Origin of the sequence: Georgenia subflava, from assembly GCF_009193155.1 — a bacterium.
In the GTDB taxonomy this organism is placed as follows: Bacteria; Actinomycetota; Actinomycetes; order Actinomycetales; family Actinomycetaceae; genus Georgenia; species Georgenia subflava.
In genome coordinates this window covers 494,395-510,869 of sequence record NZ_VUKD01000001.1, presented here as the reverse complement: position 1 = coordinate 510,869, position 16,475 = coordinate 494,395, and the positions used below count along the sequence as shown (strand labels likewise).

Here is a 16,475-nt window from a genome sequence, read left to right as displayed (position 1 = left end):
ATGACCGTCAACCCCGTCTCCGGCCTAACCGCGCAGTACACCGCTCCGCCTGCCACCGAGGCGCCGACGCAGACGTTGGACAAGGACGCCTTCCTCCAGCTGCTGGTCGCGTCGCTGAAGTACCAGGACCCCAGCGAGCCGCTGTCGACGTCCGAGCTCATGGCGCAGACCACCCAGCTCGCCACGATGGAGCAGCTGACCGAGATGACGCAGCTGTCGCAGCAGACCTTCGCGCTCCAGCAGCGCGGCTCGGCCGCCGGTCTCGTCGGTCAGCAGGTCGCGTACTTCGACGGCGAGAAGATCGTGTCCGGCACGGTCGACGCCGTCGACCTCTCCGGCGAGGTCCCGGTCCTCGTCGTGGGCGGGGTGGGCGTGCCGCTGGACGCCATCAGCGCAATCGCCGGCGCACCCACCGGTGGTGCGCCCACCGACCCCGGGGACGACGCGTCGCCCGAGACCGACCCGGACGGGGCCGACGACGGTCCCGCCGATCCCGATGCGGGCGCCGGCACGGCCGACTCACCCATCGCCTGACCTGCCCGCCCCCACGAACCCGACCTGCACCCGCCCCACCGAAGGGAACCTCTCATGCTCCGCTCGCTCTTCTCCGGCATCTCGAGCCTCCGCTCCCACCAGACGATGCTCGACGTCACCGGCAACAACATCGCCAACGTCAACACCACCGGCTTCAAGGCGGGGCGTACGCAGTTCCAGGACACCCTGTCCCAGATGATCGAGGCCGGCGGCGCCCCGCAGGCCGGCAACGGCGGCACCAACCCGGCGCAGGTCGGCCTCGGTGTGCAGGTCGCCGGCATCACGAACGACTACACGCCCGGCGCCGCGCAGCAGACCGGCCGCGCGCTGGACATGATGATCTCCGGCGACGGCTTCTTCGTGGTCCAGCTCGGCGGGGAGCAGCTCTACACCCGGGCCGGCGCGTTCAGCCTGGACGGCAACGGCCAGCTCGTCACCGCCGAGGGGGCGTTCGTCCAGGGCTGGACCGCCGACGTGGGCGGGAACGTCGACCTCAACGGTCCGCTGGGCAACGTCACGCTGCCCATCGCGAGCATCATGGGCGCCCAGGCCACCACCACGGCCACGTTCACCGGCAACCTGCCCGCCGACGCCGAGGACGGCACCGTGCTCGAACGGACCATCGAGGTCCACGACGCCGACGGCACCGCGCGCGAGCTGAAGGTCACGTTCACCCACAGCGACGCGGACGGTTGGAGCTACTCGGCCGACCTCGACGGCGCCACCAGCACCGGTTCGCTCAGCTTCGGCGCCGACGGCCTGCTCACCGGCGACCCGAGCTTCGCGATCGGCGGCATCGACTCCGTCGACCTGTCCCAGCTCACCGGCTTCGCGGGGCTGACCACCGTCGAGGCCACCTCGCAGAACGGCCAGGCGGCCGGCACGCTGCAGTCCTTCAGCCTCAACCCCGACGGCACGCTCATCGGCTCCTTCTCCAACGGCCTCAAGCAGACCGTGGCCCAGCTTGCCGTCGGCAACGTCGCCAACACCGCCGGCATGGAGAAGGCGGGCAGCTCGCTGCTGCGCACCTCGGTCAACTCCGGCGAGGCCCAGATCGGGATCGCCGGCACCGGCGGCCGCGGCACCCTGGCCGGCAACTCCCTCGAGATGTCCAACGTGGACCTCTCGCAGGAGTTCACCAACCTGATCATCGCCCAGCGCGGCTTCCAGGCCGGCTCCCGCATCATCACCACCTCCGACGAGCTCCTCCAGGAGCTGGTGAACCTCAAGCGCTGACGTCGACGACTGCTGACGACGAGGCCCGGCCGGGCAACCGGCCGGGCCTCGTCGCACGCATGCCCGGGCATACCCACCCTGCGCCGAACGACACGTTCCGGTTGCCCGCGGGCGTCTGGGCCGGTGCGGAACGTGTCGCTCGGCGGTGGGTGGGTGCGCGGGCGCCAGCGTGGAGTGCGCCCGCGCGGGATGCCGCCGCCGCGGAACCCTCATCACCGGACGGTCCCGGCCGATCTAGTGGGGTGCAGGCTCATGGAAGGGCCTGCCGGGGCTCATGGATGGGCCCCGGTTTAACAGGATGGAACCACCGTGATCATCGTGAGGCGCCTCAACGGCCAGCCGTTCGCGATCAACCCTGACCTGATCGAGCGGATCGAAGCGACACCGGACACGATCCTGGTGCTGCTCGACGGCACCAAGTACATCGTGAACGAGCCGATGGACGAGGTCGTCCGCCTCATCGAGGAGCACCGGGCCGCCGTCGTCGCCCGCTCCCTCCGCCGCCCGGCGACGTCAGAGACCGCCCCGCCCCGCGGGACCGGCGACGTGGTTCCGCTGCCGACCCGACACCGGGGAGAGTAGATGGATCCGGCAACCATCGTCGGCCTCGTCGTCGCCTTCGTGGCGGTGTGGGGGGCCATGACGCTCGAGGGCACGCACGTCACCTCGATCCTGCTGCCCGGCCCCATGCTGCTGGTCTTCGTCGGCACCATCGGCGCCGGCCTCGCCGGCGGCATGCTCAAGGACGGGCTCGCGGCCGTCAAGGCGCTCCCGCGTGCGTTCACGTCCAAGGCGCCGAGGCAGGGCGCGACCATCCCCACCATCGTGGCGCTGTCCGACCGGGCGCGGCGCGAGGGCCTGCTCGCCCTGGAGGACGAGTCCCGCGAGATCGAGGACGACTTCCTGCGCGACGGGCTCATCGCCGCCATCGACGGCGCCGACCCGGAGGAGCTGCGCACCCTCCTCGAGGACCGCATCGAGACCAAGCGGAGCCAGGACCGGGTGGCCTCGAAGTTCTTCAACGACCTCGGCGGGTACGCCCCCACCATCGGCATCATCGGCACGGTGGTCTCCCTCGTCCACGTCCTGGAGAACCTCACCGACCCCGGCAGCCTCGGGCCGCTGATCGCCGCGGCCTTCGTCGCCACCCTGTGGGGCATCCTCTCCGCCAACATGATCTGGCTGCCCATCGGCGGCCGGCTCCGGCGGCTCTCCGACCTCGAGTGCGCGCAGATGGAGGTCACCCTCGAGGGGCTGCTCGCCCTGCAGTCCGGCGCGAACCCGCGCATGGTCAGCGACCGGCTGCACTCCCTGGTCCCCGCGAGCGAGGCCGAGCAGGCGGCATGAGGTCCACCAGGCGGCGCCGCGGCGGGGCGGAGGAGGAGCACGCGAACACCGAGCGGTGGACCACCAGCTACATGGACATGGTCACCGTCATGATGTGTCTGTTCATCGTGCTCTTCGCCATCAGCCAGGTGGACCAGCAGAAGTTCTTCGCCCTGCGCGAGTCCCTCGCCGCCAGCTTCGGGCAGCCCTCCAGCACCAACCTGCAGGTCCTCGACGGCGGAAAGGGAGTCCTCGCGGCCGACTCGGTCGTCCCGGACCCGCCGGACGTCACCAACGAGTCCGGCGGCCCCGTCCAGGGCGCCGAGCACGCCGGCAACCTGATCCAGGCCGAGGCGGAGGTGGCCGAGCTCCTCGAGCTGCGCAACCGCCTCGCCCAGGCGCTCGAGAGCCGGGACGCGGCCAGCGACGTGACCTTCGCCATCACCGACCGCGGCCTCGTCATCGGTCTCGTCAGCGAGGACGTCTTCTTCGGCGCCGAGAGCGCCGTGCTGACCGAGGACTCGCGCACCGTCATCGACGCGCTCTCGCCGATCCTCGCCGAGGACACGCACCCGTTGTCCATCGAGGGGCACGCGAACATCCTCCCGGTCACCGGGCGGTACGAGACCAACTGGGAGCTCTCCGCGGACCGGGCCACCCAGGTGCTGCGCCGGATGGTCGAGCAGGGCGGCGTGGCGGCGGGCCGCACCCGGGCGATCGGGTTCGGCGACGCCCACCCGCTGCCCGAGTCGCACCTCGACCCGCTGACCGTCAACCGTCGCGTGGACGTCGTCGTGCTCTCCGACGCGCCGGAGGCGGTCCGCGCCCTCATGCCCCAGGTGGTCGCCGAGGCGGAAGGAGTCTGACATGGACGTGGAGGTTCTCTGAGATGGCTGAGCAACGAGTGGTCGGACGCCCCGTCAACGTCACCGGCTCGCCGGCCGACAGCGGGCGGCGCGGCGTGAGCGACACCGAGGCCCCGGCCCCCCGGCGCGGCCGCAAGGCCCTGGTCGTGCTGGCTGTCCTGGTGCTGGCGCTGGTGGGCGTCGCGGCCTACCTCCTGCTGCGCCCGTCCGACGCCGGCGCCGTCGACACCGCCCCCGAGCCGGGTGTCGTCGTGCCGATCGACCCGGTCAGCGTCAACCTCGCCGACGGGCACTACCTGCGGCTCGGCTTCTCCGTGCAGATGACCGCCGACGCGCACGGCGAGATCAGCACCGCCCGCGCCCTCGACGTGGCCATCGCCCACTACTCCGGCCGGACGATGGCCGAGGTCAACGACACCGCCCGCCGGGCCGAGCTCAAGACGGAGCTGGTCACCCTGCTCGCCGAGACCTTCGAGGAGGAGGTGATGGACGTCTACCTCACCGACTTCGTCACACAGTGAGGACCTGACTCCACCTCCCGTTTCCCTCAAGACGACCGCACACCGGCCGATGAGCCAGGTGTGACGGTCCGATCCAGCGTGCCCGCCGCCGGCAAGGGTCCGGCGGCCTACGACTTCCGGCGACCCATGACGCTGGCCCGGGAGCACGCGCGCCTGCTGGAGATGGCGTTCGGCACCTTCGCGCGGCACTGGGCCAACCAGCTCGTCGCGCGCCTGCGCGTGAGCGTCCAGGCCAGCGTGACCGGCGTGGAGATGCGCTCCTACGACGAGTACATCGCCTCGCTGCCCACCACCACGACCATGGTGGTCTGCACCGTCGAGCCCGGCCGGCGCACCGCCGTCGTCCAGTTCCCGCTCGACTCCGCGCTGATCTGGGTCGACCAGATGCTCGGCGGACCCGGCAACCCGGGCGCGGTGGCCGAGCGTGAGCTCACCGAGATCGAGCAGCAGCTCATCCGCGAGCTGCTCCGGCGCACCCTGACGGACCTGAACTACTCCTTCGCCGGCATCCTCCCCCTGGACGCCGAGCTGCGGAACATCCAGTACACGCCGCAGTTCATCCAGGCGGCCGAGGCCTCCACGCCGGTGATCACCGCGCGCTTCGAGCTGCAGGTCGAGGGCCAGGCCGTTCCGGCCACCGTCATGATCCCCGCCGAGGGGCTCATCACCGCCCTGCGCGACGGCGAGCACCACGAGACCCGCACGGCCGAGGAGCTCGCCCAGGAGGCGACCCAGAAGGACCTGCTCGCGGTCGCCGTGCAGGAGGTGCCGGTCGACGTCAGCGTGCGCTTCCGGCCCGTCACCGTCCACCCGCGCGAGGTCGTGCAGCTCGCCGTCGGGGACCTGCTGCCCCTGCACCACCCTGCCGCCCAGCCGCTCGACGTGGTGGTCGGCAAGCGCGTCCTCGCCCAGGCTGCCGCCGGCACGCACGGGTCCCGTCTGGCCGGCCTGGTCGTCCACGTCAAGGAGAACTCATGAACCCGACCGCCTCCACCACCGGGCTGCGTGCCGCCGAGGCGCTGGCCGGCCTGCTGCCCTCCACCGTGCCGCTCGCGGCCCGCCCGGCCGGGCCCGGCGAGCGTCCTGCCGGAGACGGCGTCGCCGTCGTCGCCAGCTTCGTGGGGCAGACCAGCGCCGAGCTCGTCGTCGTCGCGCAGCAGGCGGTCACCGAGGCGATGGCCGTGGGCAACCTGTCCCTGGCCGAGGCGCTGCGTCCCGCCCTGGAAGCCGCCGCCAAGGCTCTCGGTCCCGGGGTGCTCGGCGCCGCCGCGACCCGCCCCGTCGCCGAGGTCCTCACCGGCGCCGACGTCGTCGTGCACGCACTGGAGGCCCAGGGCGTCGTCCAGGCGTGGTTCGGGCTGCGCGAGCGTCCGGCGCTCAGCAGCAACGGCACCGCGGCCCCCGCCAGCTCCCCGGCGAGCATGCGGGTGCTCTACGACGTCGAGATGACCCTGACCACCGAGATCGGTCGCACCCGGCTGCCCGTCCGCGAAGTCCTCGGGCTCACCCCGGGCTCGGTGCTCGAGCTGGACCGCGCCGCCGGCAGCCCCGCCGACATCATGGTCAACGGGCGACTGATCGCCCGGGGCGAGGTCGTCGTCGTCGACGACGAGTACGCCGTCCGCGTCAGCGAGATCGTGCCCGCCACGGAGATATTGGGCTAGTGGTCGACACCCTGCTGGTCGGGCTGCGCGTCGTCCTCTCGCTCGCGATAGTCCTCGCCGTCCTGTGGTTCTGCGCCCGCCAGCTCGGCGGGCGTGGCCAGGCGACCCGTCGGGTGCCCATCACCGTCCTCGGCCGGCAGTCCCTCGGCCGGCACTCCGGCATCAGCGTGGTCGAGGTCGCCGGCCGCACCCTGGTGATCGGCGTCAGCGACGCGGGCGTGCGGCTGCTCACCGAGGTTGACACCCCAGCCGTCGAGGAGGGCGCCGACGCCGCCGCGGCAGGTGGCGTCGCCGGACGTGCCGTCGACGGCGCCGGCGACGAGGACCGCCCCGACGGCGCCGACGTCGCGGCCCTGGCCGCGGGGGCCACCCGCCGCTCGGTGGCGTCCCGGCGCAGCCAGCTGCGGCTCGCGACGGCGCCGGAGGCCCGGACCGAGGACAGCTTCGCCGCGATCCTCGCCGAGCAGGACCCCGCACCGCGTCACCGCGCCCGCCGCCGGGAGACCGCCGCGCCGACCGGCACCGGCCCGCTCGCCGGCTCGATCCTGGACCCGGCGAGCTGGACCCGCACCCGCGCCGTGCTGCAGGACCGGGGCCGGCGATGACCGCAGCCGCACCCGCGGCACGGCCCTGCTCGACGCCGGACGCCGGCCGGACCGTGCTCGCCGCGCGCGCCGACCGCGTGCTCGCCGCGCCGGAGGCCGACCACGTGCTCGTCGCGCCGGACGCCGGCCGGACCGTGCTCGCCACCCCCGGCGGCGAGAGGCGCGTCGCCGCGGGAACGGCCGTGCGCACGCTCGCGCTCGCCGTCGTCGTCGCCCTCGGCCTGGTCGTGCTCGGCGCCACCGCCGCCCTGGGGGCCCCGGTCGACCCCGTCCCGCCGACGGACCCGGCCGCCCCGGACGAGCCGCTGGTCAGCATCAACCTCGATGGCTCCTCGGCGCCGTCGACCTCGATCGTGGTGCTGCTGGGCATCACCCTGCTCGCCGTCGCGCCGTCGCTGCTGCTGATGATGACGAGCTTCACCAAGATCTTCGTCGTCCTGGCGCTGACCCGGAACGCCCTCGGTCTGCAGGGCGTGCCGCCCAACCAGGTGCTCGCCGGCCTCGGCCTGTTCCTGTCCATCTTCATCATGGCGCCGGTGCTGGGGGACGTGAACTCCGCCGCCGTGCAGCCCTACCTCGACGGCGGCATGACCTTCACCGAGGCGCTCGGCGCCGCCGAGGCCCCGTTGCGCACCTTCATGCTCGGGCAGACCCGCGAGGAGGACATCGCGCTGCTCACCCGGGCCGCGGAGCTGCCCAACCCGGCCAGCCCCGACGTCGTGCCCATGCAGACCCTCATCCCCGCCTTCATGCTCTCCGAGCTGCGGGCGGCCTTCATCATCGGCTTCGTCATCTTCGTGCCCTTCCTCGTCATCGACCTCGTCGTCTCCGCGGCGCTGATGAGCATGGGCATGATGATGCTGCCGCCGGTGATGGTGTCACTGCCCTTCAAGATCCTGCTGTTCGTCCTCGTCGACGGCTGGGGTCTGATCGTCACCTCGCTGGTCGGGAGCTACTGATGGACACCACCGCCGTCCTCGACATCGGGGCCATGGGTCTCGAGCTCGCCGCGAAGCTCGCGATGCCGATCCTCGTCACCGCCCTGGTGGTCGGCTTCGCCGTCTCGCTGCTCCAGTCCGTCACCCAGATCCAGGAGATCACGCTCAGCTTCGTGCCCAAGGCGGTCGCGGTCGGCGTCGCCCTGATGCTGGCCGGGAACTGGATGATGTCCGAGCTCGTCATGACCACCCACGCCCTCTTCGACCGCATACCCCAGCTCTTGGCCGGCTGATGGACCTCGTGAGCGACCTCGAGCCACTGGTCCTGGCCGCGGTCCGGGTGACGGTCTTCCTCGTCCTGGCCCCGCCGTTCTCGCACGGCGGCGTCCCCGGACCGGTCAAGGCGATGCTCGGCGTCGGCCTCGCCCTGGCGCTGCAGCCGGACCTCGCCGAGGGCGGGCTGGGCACCGCCGCGTTCCTCGGGCAGCTGATCTCCGAGGCCGTCATCGGCGGAGGCCTCGCCCTGCTGGTGATGATCATCTTCGCCGCCGTCCAGTCCGCCGGTCGGCTCATCGACGTCTTCGGCGGCTTCGAGATGGGCGTGGCCTTCGACCCGATGCTGATGACCTCCGGCGGCCCCTTCGCCAAGCTGTACACCTTCGCGGCGACGGTGCTCCTCTTCGTCTCCGACGGCTACCAGCTGGTCGTCGGCGGGCTGGCCCGCACCTTCGCGGCCCTCCCGCTGGGCGCCAGCCTGGACCTCGGCCGGCTCGCCTCGAGCATGACGGACGCGCTGACCCAGATGTTCCTCGCCGCGCTCCAGGTCGCCGGCCCGCTCATCGCCGTCCTCTTCCTCGCCGACGTCGGGCTCGGTCTGCTCACCCGCGTCGCCCCGGCGCTCAACGCGTTCGCGCTCGGCTTCCCGCTGAAGATCCTCATCACCCTGGTGCTCGGCACCGTCGCGCTGCTCGCGCTGCCGCGGGTGGTCACCTGGCTCGCCGAGCAGGCGCTCGGCTCGGTCGTGGAGGTGACCGGATGAGCTCCTCCGCGCAGGAGAAGACGGAGCAGGCCACCCCGCAGCGCATGAAGAAGGTGCGCGACGAGGGCGGCCTCGGCCGCTCCCAGGACCTCTCCGCCTGGCTCGTCGTCGGCGCCGCGGCGCTCGCGCTGCCCGCGGCGATCTCCGCCGCGGCCGACGCCGGGCGCGAGCAGGTCCACCAGGTGCGCAACGTCGTCGAGGCCCCCGAGACGGCGACGGCGGTCCAGGCCCTCTCCGACGGCCTCGGCTCGGTCCTGCTCACCCTCGTGCCCGTGCTCGCCGCCGCCGCGCTCGCCGCGATCATCGGCTCGGCCGCCCAGGGCGGGGTGCACGTCTCCGGGAAGAGGCTCAAGCCCAAGTTCACCAACTTCAACCTGGTCAAGGGCCTCAAGCGCATCCTCGGCCCGCAGGCCTGGTGGCAGGGCGCCAAGGCGCTGCTCAAGACGCTCGTCGTCGGCGCCGTGCTCTACCTCGCCATCGCCGGCATGGTCCCCCTCGTGCTGCGCTCGGGCACCGTCTCGCTGAGCCAGGTGATCGGCGAGGTGGGCGACCGGGTCGCCAGCCTGTTCATCTGGGCGGTCGTGGCCGGGCTCGCGCTCGCCGTCCTCGACGTCGTCGTGGTGATCCGCCGCAACCGCAAGCAGACCCGGATGTCGAGGCAAGAGGTCAAGGAGGAGAACAAGTCCTCCGAGGGCGACCCGCACGTCAAGGGCCAGCGCCGCGCCCTGCAGCTCGCCATGTCACGCAACCGCATGATGGCCGCGGTGGCCGACGCCGACGTCGTCGTCGTCAACCCCACCCACGTGGCCGTCGCCCTGCGCTACCAGCCCGGCGAGGGCGCCCCCCGGGTCGTCGCCAAGGGCCAGGGCCACATCGCCGCCAAGATCCGCGAGCGGGCCGCCGAGCACCACGTCACGGTCGTGCAGGACATCACGCTCGCCCGCACCCTCAACGCCGCCTGCGAGATCGGCCACGAGGTGCCCGAGCACCTGTACGAGGCCGTCGCCCGGGTGCTCGCCTTCGTGATGTCCCTGCGCCGCCGCGGCGCCGCCGCCGGCACCCACCGCGTCCCGCCCCCAGGAAAGGCCCGGCAGTGAAGAACAAGAAGCTGGCCCAGGCCCTCGCGCCCGTCGGCGTCGTGGCCATCGTCATGATGCTGGTCGTCCCGCTGCCGGCCGGGCTCCTCGACGTCCTCATCGCGGTCAACATCACCGTCTCCGTGCTCGTGCTGCTCACCACGATGTACATCAAGAAGCCGCTCGAGTTCTCGATCTTCCCCTCGCTGGTGCTCATCGCCACGCTCTTCCGGCTCGGGCTCAACGTGGCCTCCACCCGGCTGGTGCTGCGCGACGCCTACGCCGGAGAGGTCATCAACGCGTTCGGGCACTTCGTGGTCGGCGGCTCGCTGGTCATCGGCCTGGTGATCTTCATGATCCTGGTGGTCATCCAGTTCGCGGTGATCACCAACGGCGCCGGCCGGGCCGCCGAGGTCAGCGCCCGCTTCACGCTCGACGCGATGCCCGGCAAGCAGATGGCCATCGACGCCGACCTCAACGCCGGTCTCATCGACGAGCACGAGGCCCGGCGCCGCCGCGCGGAGGTGGCCGCCGAGGCCGACTTCCACGGCGCGATGGACGGTGCGTCGAAGTTCGTCAAGGGTGACGCCATCGCCGGTGTGGTCATCACGATCATCAACCTCGTCGGCGGCTTCATCATCGGCATGCTCCAGCACGGCATGAGCGCCACCGAGTCGATCGAGACCTACGCGATCCTCACCGTCGGTGACGGCCTGGTCACCCAGATCCCCGCCCTGCTGATGTCGGTCGCCACCGGCCTGGTCGTGACCCGGGCGACGGCGGAGGCGGACATGGGCTCGGCGGCCTCCGCTCAGCTGCTGCAGTCCCGCAACGCCCTGACCATCGCCGGCGGGGCCGCCGTCGTGATGGCGATCATCCCGGGCATCCCGAAGCTGCCGTTCATCGTCGTCGGCGCGATCCTGCTCCTCCTCGCCCAACGGGTCGGCGCCAAGGAGAAGCAGGAGGCGACGGCGGAGCAGACCGAGGCCGCAGGCACCGCCCTGGCACCGGCGCCCGAGACCACCGAGCAGCTCCTCGAGCAGATGCAGGTCCACGCCCTGGAGATCCTCCTGGCGCCCGACCTGGTGGACCTCGTCGGCGGCTCGGCCGACCAGGACCTGCTCGCCCGGGTGCGGGCGCTGCGCCGCAAGACCGCCCTGGAGATGGGGTTCGTGCTCCCGCCGGTGCGCACCCGCGACTCGCTCGACCTGCCCACCGCCACGTACTCGGTCAAGATGTCCGGCGTCGAGGTCGGGCGGGGCCAGGCGCCGGCGGGGCGGATGCTGGCGCTGGGCGACGGGCTGGACAACCTGCCCGGCACGCTCGTGCACGAGCCCGTCTTCGGGCTGCCCGGCAAGTGGATCCCGGCCGAGCTGCGGCACAGCGCCGAGATGGCCGGCGCCACCGTGGTCGACCGGACGTCCGTGGTCATCACCCACCTGTCCTCGATCGTGAACCAGCACGCGCCTCGCCTGCTGGGGCGCGAGGACGTCCGGGTCCTCAACGAGGGGCTGAAGCAGCACAACCCGTCGGTGGTCGAGGAGCTCGTGCCCGGCATGCTCGGGCTGGGGGAGGTCCAGCGGGTGCTGCAGGGGCTGCTCGCCGAGCAGGTGCCCATCCTCGACCTCGGCCGCATCTACGAGGCGCTCAGCCTGCGGGCCAAGGTCGCCACCGACCCCGAGGGGCTGGTCGAGGCCGCCCGGGTGGCGCTGGGGGAGACCATCGTCGACCGCAACGCCACCGACCGGGTGCTGCGCGTGCTGACCATCGACCCGGCCACCGAGCAGATCCTCCTCGAGGCGCTGCGTCCCGGCGACGCGGGCACCCAGCTCTCGCTGTCCCCGGACCGGGTCGAGAGCCTGCTCGAGTCGGTGCGCGCCCAGGTGCAGGCGGCCGAGGCCGGTGGTAAGCAGGTGGTGCTCGTGTGCGCTCCGGCGATCCGCCCGGCGCTGCGCCGCATCACGGTGCTCGCCGTCGCGCACCTGGCGGTGCTCTCCTACAGCGAGGTCTCGGGCACCTCGTTGACCATCGAGACGGTCGGAGTGGTCGGTGTCGGACACGCTATTGCTGCTTGACGGCGACGAGCTCGACCCGCTCCTGGCCCGGGCGCGCGAGCTCGGCGGCCGCGTCCAGCGCGCGGAACGGGTCCGGCGCGGCGTCGGCCCCTTCGCCAAGAACCGCTACGAGGTGACCGTCGAGGTCGCCGACGACGCCGGTGGGGCCGGGGGTGCCGGACCGGCAGCCACGCCGCGCGGTGGTCGGCCGGCCGGCGCAGCGGGGGCCGGTGCCGGGGCTGGCGGCGCGGCGCGGCCCGGGCCTGGAGGAGCGTCCGGCGCCGGTGCGGCCGGCCTGGCGGCGCTGCTCGCCGCCGCCGAGGCGGGCGACGGCGTCGGCGAGGCGGTGGCCGCGCCCAGCTGGGCACCGGTGCGCCACGCGAGCGCCGAGCCGGGTGTCGAGGCGCGGGCGAACACGCCGGGCCGTGGGACGACGTCGGCGGCACCGGACGCCGTCGCCGCCGCTGGGCGGAAGTCGGCCGGTGCGGACGGGACCGGAGCCGGTGCACGATCGGACGGGGCGGCCCGCCCTGGTCCGGCCGCCGTCGGGACCGCTGCCACGGCTGGGGCCCGGACCGCCGGCACCGCCCGACCGGCCGTCGCCGCGCACGGCTCGGCCGTCGAGCGGCTGCACGACCTCGGCGTGCCGGGACGGCTCCTCCCCACCGCCGCCCGGCTCGGCCGGGACCCGCTCGAGGCGCTCCTGGCGCTGAGCGCGCGGCTGCCCCGCCCGCCGCGCCCGATGCTGCGGCCGGGCCGCGTCGTCGCCGTCGTCGGTGGGGCGGAAGAGGTCCTCGAGACAGCTGCGCAGCTGTTGATCCGGCTGCGCGAGCACCCCTTCAAGCTGGTCTCGGTCGGTGCCGAGAGCGCGCTGCCGGGCAGCGACGCGCGGCTGAGCAGCCCGCGCCGGTCGGCCCGCCTTCGGGCGGACAGCGCAGACGAGGTCCTGCTGGTCCTCGCCGACACCCGCTCGGCCGGGACCGAGCGTCGGCTCGTGGAGAACGTCCTGGCCGCGCTGGCCCCGGACCAGATCTGGGCCGCGCTGGACGCACGACGCTCGCCGGGCGAGCTGGCCGCCCAGCTCGCCGAGCTCCCCGTGCCGCGCGTCGACGCCATCGCCGGCCAGCACACCTGGCGGGCTCACCGGCCCGGAGACCTGCTGGGCCTGGGGCCTGGGGTCGGCTGGCTCGACGGGCTCGTGGCAACCCCGGTGCTGTGGGCGGCGCTGCTCCAGGAGGCCCTCGCCCGGGCGGACGAGCCGGGCCCGGACCAGTAGGCCCGGCCGCCGCGTCCTCCGTGCGCCGGGCGCCGCCTGTGCCCAGCCGCCCCGAGGAGATAGTGTCGACGCCGTGCTGGTGCTGAGCAGACGAGTGGGCGAGCAGATCGTCATCGGCGACGACATCGTGCTCACCGTCGTCGACGTGCGCAACGACACCGTCCGGCTGGGGATCGACGCCCCGCGCAGCGTCAGCGTCAACCGTGCCGAGGTCCGCCAGGCCGTCGAGGAGGCCAACCGGGAGGCCGCTGCCGCCGTCGACGACGACGCCGTCGCGGCCCTGCGCGCGCTCACCGCACCGCGCGAGCCGGAGCGGTAGTACCGCCGGACCTCTCACATCCCCAGCGCCCGGGCCGATATCTCCACTGAGGGCGGGGCCCGCTCGGTCGTGGCCCGGTTTGGTGGAGGTGACAGTGGACGACGTCGACGAGATCGTCCGGGAGTTCCTCCTCGAGAGCGGCGAGAACCTCGACCAGATCGACAAGGACCTCCTGGCGCTCGAGCGTGACCCCGAGACGCCCGGGCGTCTGAGCAGCATCTTCCGTGCGGTCCACACCATCAAGGGCACCAGCGGGTTCCTGGGCCTGACCGACCTCGTCGACGTCACCCACGCGGGCGAGACGCTGCTCGGCGAGCTGCGCGACGGTGACCGCACCCTGACCCCCGCGACCATCACGGTGCTCTGGAGCTTGGTCGACAACGTCCGCGCCCACCTGGACGCCGTCAGCACGGGCGAGGGTGACGGCGCCGTCGACTGCACCGGCATCCTCGACCAGCTCGCCGACGTGCGGGCCGGCCGGACCCCGCGGAGGGACGGACCCCGGACCTCGGCAGCGGCAAGTCCCGCGGCGGGTGCGCCGGTGACGGGTGCTTCGGCGGCGGGTGCGCCGGCGGCGGGCGCGCCGGCGGCGGGCGCGCCGGCGGCGGGCGCTCCCGGCGTCGCTCCCGCGACGGCGGAGCCTACGAGTGGCCGCGACGATGTGCCCGACAACCCCGCCCCGGACACCACGCCCTGGACGGCCACGACCCCGGTCGAGCCGTCGTGGTCGACACCGGCACCGCCGTCGCCCACACTCGCCGCAGCGGCGACGAGGGCTGAGACCATGTCGTCGTCGTCGTCGTCGTCGCCGTCGCCGTTGCAGGCACAGGCACCCGTACAGGCGCAGTCGCCGACACAACCCGCGCCCGCCGTGAGCGGGGCCGCTGCGAAGCGTCAGCCGGCGTCGTCCGCGCCGTCGTCACCGGCACGCCCCGCCGAGACGAGCGTCCGGGTGCGCACCACGCTCCTGGACAACCTCATCGAGGACGTCAGCGAGCTCGTCGTGCTGCGCAACCAGATCGACCGGCTCGCCGAGGGCGCCGGCAACGACGTGCTCACCCACGCCGCGCACCGCCTGCACATGCTCACCGGCGAGCTCCAGGACCGGGTGCTGCGTACCCGGATGCAGCCCGTCGACAGCGTCTTCTCCGGGCTTCCCCGGCTCGTGCGTGACCTCGCGAACGCGTGCGGCCGACAGGTGCGGCTCGAGCTCAGCGGCCACGAGACCGAGGCGGACCGCAGCCTGCTGGAGGCCGTCCGGGACCCCCTCACCCACCTGGTGCGCAACGCCGTCGACCACGGCATCGAGCCGCCCGCCGACCGCGTGGCCGCGGGCAAGGACATCACCGGCAACGTCACCGTGCAGGCGATCCACTCGGGCGGGCACGTCGTCATCGAGGTCGCCGACGACGGCCGCGGCATCGACCCCGACAAGGTCGCCGCGAAAGCGGTGGCCACCGGGCGGCGCACCGCCGCGCAGATCGCCGCGATGTCCCGCACGGAGATCCTCGAGCTGCTGTTCGAGCCCGGGATGTCCACGGCGGACACGGTCAGCACCGTGTCCGGACGCGGCGTCGGCATGGACGTGGTGCGCACCAACGTCGAGGAGGTCGGGGGGACCGTCGACTTCGACAGCACGCCCGGCCGGGGCACCACCTGGCACCTGCGGGTCCCGCTCACCGTGGCTGTCATGCCGGTGCTGACGGTGGAGTGCGCCGGCCACGTCCTCGCGCTGTCGCAGGTCACCCTGCGCGAGCTCGTCACGCTGCGTCCTGACGGCCGGGACGTGGAGCAGCTCGGCACCGCCCCGGTGTACCGGCTGCGGGACGAGCTGCTGCCGGTCGTCCGCCTGGACGGCCAGCTGGGGCTGCGCAGCACCGGCCCGGACGGCGGCATCCTCGTGGTCCTCAAGGCGCACGGCCGCCGCTTCGGCCTCGTGGTCGACCGGGTGCTGTCCACCGGCGAGGTCGTGGTGAACCCGCTGGCCCGGCACGTGCGCCAGGTCGGGCTGTACTCCGGCGCGACGGTCCTCGGTGACGGACGGGTGGCCCTCATCCTCGACGCCCGCGAGATCGCGCGGCGCTCCCACCTCGTCCGCGACGTGGCCCCCGCCCTCAGCCGGTCGGAGTCGAAGGTGCCGGCAGCCCCGGTCGAGCAGATGCTCGTGGCCGGCACGCGCCTCGGCCGGCGTGTGGCCGCCCCGCTGCGGGCAGTGCGCCGGATCGAGCGGGTGGCGCCGAGCCGGCTCGAGCCGCTGGGCCGCCACGAGGTGCTGCGGATGCGTGAGGGCATCGTGCCCGTCGTGCGGCTGGACCGGGTGGTCGGCGAGCCGGTCGCACCGGACCCCGACGAGCTCGTCGTCGTGCTCTACCAGCGCGACGCTCGCACGATCGCCCTCGTCGTCGACGCCGTCCTCGACATCGTCGACGACGACCGCGGGCGGCACAGCGCCATCGAGGACACCGGCCTGCTCGGCGCCACGGTGCTCGACGACCACGTCACCGGGCTGCTCGACGGCGCGGCGCTCGTCGCCGCCGTGGAGCCCACCTTCTACGGCGACGACGGTGCGGCCGACGCGCTGCGCGAGCTGGTGGGCCGATGACCTCCCTCGTGACCCTCACCATCGCCGGCCGGCGGTACGGCGTCGACGTCGTCCACGTCCGTGAGGCGATGCGGGCACCGCGCCGCACGCCGGTCCCTCTGGCGCCGGCGGTGGTCGCAGGCATGGTGAACCTGCGCGGCCGGGCGCTGACCTGCCTCGACCTCCGGCCCCGCCTCGAGCTTCCGGCCGCCCCCGCCGACCAGGAGCCGATGCTCGTGGTCGCCGATGTCGGCGGCGAGCAGGTGGGGCTCCTCGTGGACGCCGTCGGAGACGTCACCGACGTCGACGAGGACCGGGTGGAGCCGCCGCCCGACACGCTCGTCCCGCCGCTCAACGGCTACATCCGAGGGGCACTCCCGGATCCCGACGGACTGCTGCTCGTCCTCGACCTCGAAGCCGTGACCGCATGAGACCCGACT

General features: G+C 73.3%; 18 protein-coding genes. All 18 read left to right on the top strand.

Annotated elements, in window-relative coordinates:
- The 18 genes from GD748_RS02310 to GD748_RS02225 all read left to right on the top strand — a co-directional run bounded on the left by GD748_RS02310 (position 1) and on the right by GD748_RS02225 (position 16,466).
- Positions 1-534 carry a flagellar hook assembly protein FlgD gene (locus tag GD748_RS02310; RefSeq protein WP_152193578.1) on the top strand — a complete coding sequence of 178 codons (534 nt, stop codon included), beginning with the start codon at positions 1-3 and terminating at the stop codon, positions 532-534.
- Positions 535-588: 54 nt separating this feature from the next.
- Complete coding sequence (locus GD748_RS02305; RefSeq protein WP_152193577.1) at positions 589-1,770, top strand: flagellar hook protein FlgE; 1,182 nt, start codon at positions 589-591, stop codon at positions 1,768-1,770.
- A gap of 309 nt (positions 1,771-2,079) precedes the next feature.
- Positions 2,080-2,352 (top strand): flagellar FlbD family protein, encoded by a 273-nt coding sequence (locus GD748_RS02300; RefSeq protein ID WP_152193576.1) that lies wholly within the window; start codon positions 2,080-2,082, stop codon positions 2,350-2,352.
- Positions 2,353-3,117: a motility protein A gene (locus GD748_RS02295; protein WP_152193575.1), complete on the top strand. Its 765-nt coding sequence runs from the start codon at positions 2,353-2,355 to the stop codon at positions 3,115-3,117. It begins immediately after the preceding gene.
- Positions 3,114-3,962, top strand: coding sequence for an OmpA/MotB family protein (locus GD748_RS02290; protein WP_152193574.1), 849 nt, complete (start codon positions 3,114-3,116; stop codon positions 3,960-3,962). Before GD748_RS02295 ends, GD748_RS02290 begins: the two co-directional genes overlap by 4 nt.
- Positions 3,963-3,985: 23 nt before the next feature.
- Positions 3,986-4,483 carry a flagellar basal body-associated FliL family protein gene (locus GD748_RS02285; protein WP_152193573.1) on the top strand — a complete coding sequence of 166 codons (498 nt, stop codon included), beginning with the start codon at positions 3,986-3,988 and terminating at the stop codon, positions 4,481-4,483.
- A 60-nt stretch (positions 4,484-4,543) separates the two neighbouring features.
- Positions 4,544-5,461, top strand: coding sequence for a flagellar motor switch protein FliM (locus GD748_RS02280; protein ID WP_226920669.1), 918 nt, complete (start codon positions 4,544-4,546; stop codon positions 5,459-5,461).
- Entirely contained in the window at positions 5,458-6,147 is a 690-nt protein-coding gene (gene fliN / locus GD748_RS02275) for a flagellar motor switch protein FliN (RefSeq protein ID WP_152193572.1), read from the top strand. Before GD748_RS02280 ends, fliN begins: the two co-directional genes overlap by 4 nt.
- On the top strand, positions 6,147-6,752 hold the full coding sequence (locus GD748_RS02270) for a FliO/MopB family protein (RefSeq protein ID WP_193312784.1): 606 nt from the start codon (positions 6,147-6,149) through the stop codon (positions 6,750-6,752). Before fliN ends, GD748_RS02270 begins: the two co-directional genes overlap by 1 nt.
- Positions 6,749-7,711 carry a flagellar type III secretion system pore protein FliP gene (fliP, locus tag GD748_RS02265; protein ID WP_152193571.1) on the top strand — a complete coding sequence of 321 codons (963 nt, stop codon included), beginning with the start codon at positions 6,749-6,751 and terminating at the stop codon, positions 7,709-7,711. The genes GD748_RS02270 and fliP overlap by 4 nt, the downstream gene beginning before the upstream one ends.
- Positions 7,711-7,983, top strand: a complete 273-nt coding sequence (locus GD748_RS02260; protein WP_152193570.1) for a flagellar biosynthetic protein FliQ — start codon at positions 7,711-7,713, stop codon at positions 7,981-7,983. Before fliP ends, GD748_RS02260 begins: the two co-directional genes overlap by 1 nt.
- An 8-nt stretch (positions 7,984-7,991) precedes the next feature.
- Positions 7,992-8,729, top strand: coding sequence for a flagellar biosynthetic protein FliR (locus tag GD748_RS02255; RefSeq protein ID WP_405002656.1), 738 nt, complete (start codon positions 7,992-7,994; stop codon positions 8,727-8,729).
- Entirely contained in the window at positions 8,726-9,826 is a 1,101-nt protein-coding gene (locus tag GD748_RS02250; RefSeq protein ID WP_152193568.1) for an EscU/YscU/HrcU family type III secretion system export apparatus switch protein, read from the top strand. The genes GD748_RS02255 and GD748_RS02250 overlap by 4 nt, the downstream gene beginning before the upstream one ends.
- Positions 9,823-11,880 carry a flagellar biosynthesis protein FlhA gene (gene flhA / locus GD748_RS02245; RefSeq protein WP_152193567.1) on the top strand — a complete coding sequence of 686 codons (2,058 nt, stop codon included), beginning with the start codon at positions 9,823-9,825 and terminating at the stop codon, positions 11,878-11,880. The genes GD748_RS02250 and flhA overlap by 4 nt, the downstream gene beginning before the upstream one ends.
- Positions 11,855-13,135 carry a hypothetical protein gene (locus tag GD748_RS02240; RefSeq protein WP_152193566.1) on the top strand — a complete coding sequence of 427 codons (1,281 nt, stop codon included), beginning with the start codon at positions 11,855-11,857 and terminating at the stop codon, positions 13,133-13,135. The genes flhA and GD748_RS02240 overlap by 26 nt, the downstream gene beginning before the upstream one ends.
- A gap of 73 nt (positions 13,136-13,208) precedes the next feature.
- Positions 13,209-13,454, top strand: coding sequence for a carbon storage regulator CsrA (gene csrA / locus GD748_RS02235; protein ID WP_152193565.1), 246 nt, complete (start codon positions 13,209-13,211; stop codon positions 13,452-13,454).
- A gap of 94 nt (positions 13,455-13,548) precedes the next feature.
- Positions 13,549-16,056 (top strand): chemotaxis protein CheW, encoded by a 2,508-nt coding sequence (locus tag GD748_RS02230; protein WP_193312783.1) that lies wholly within the window; start codon positions 13,549-13,551, stop codon positions 16,054-16,056.
- Positions 16,053-16,466, top strand: a complete 414-nt coding sequence (locus GD748_RS02225; RefSeq protein ID WP_152193563.1) for a chemotaxis protein CheW — start codon at positions 16,053-16,055, stop codon at positions 16,464-16,466. Before GD748_RS02230 ends, GD748_RS02225 begins: the two co-directional genes overlap by 4 nt.
- Positions 16,467-16,475 lie beyond the last annotated feature (9 nt).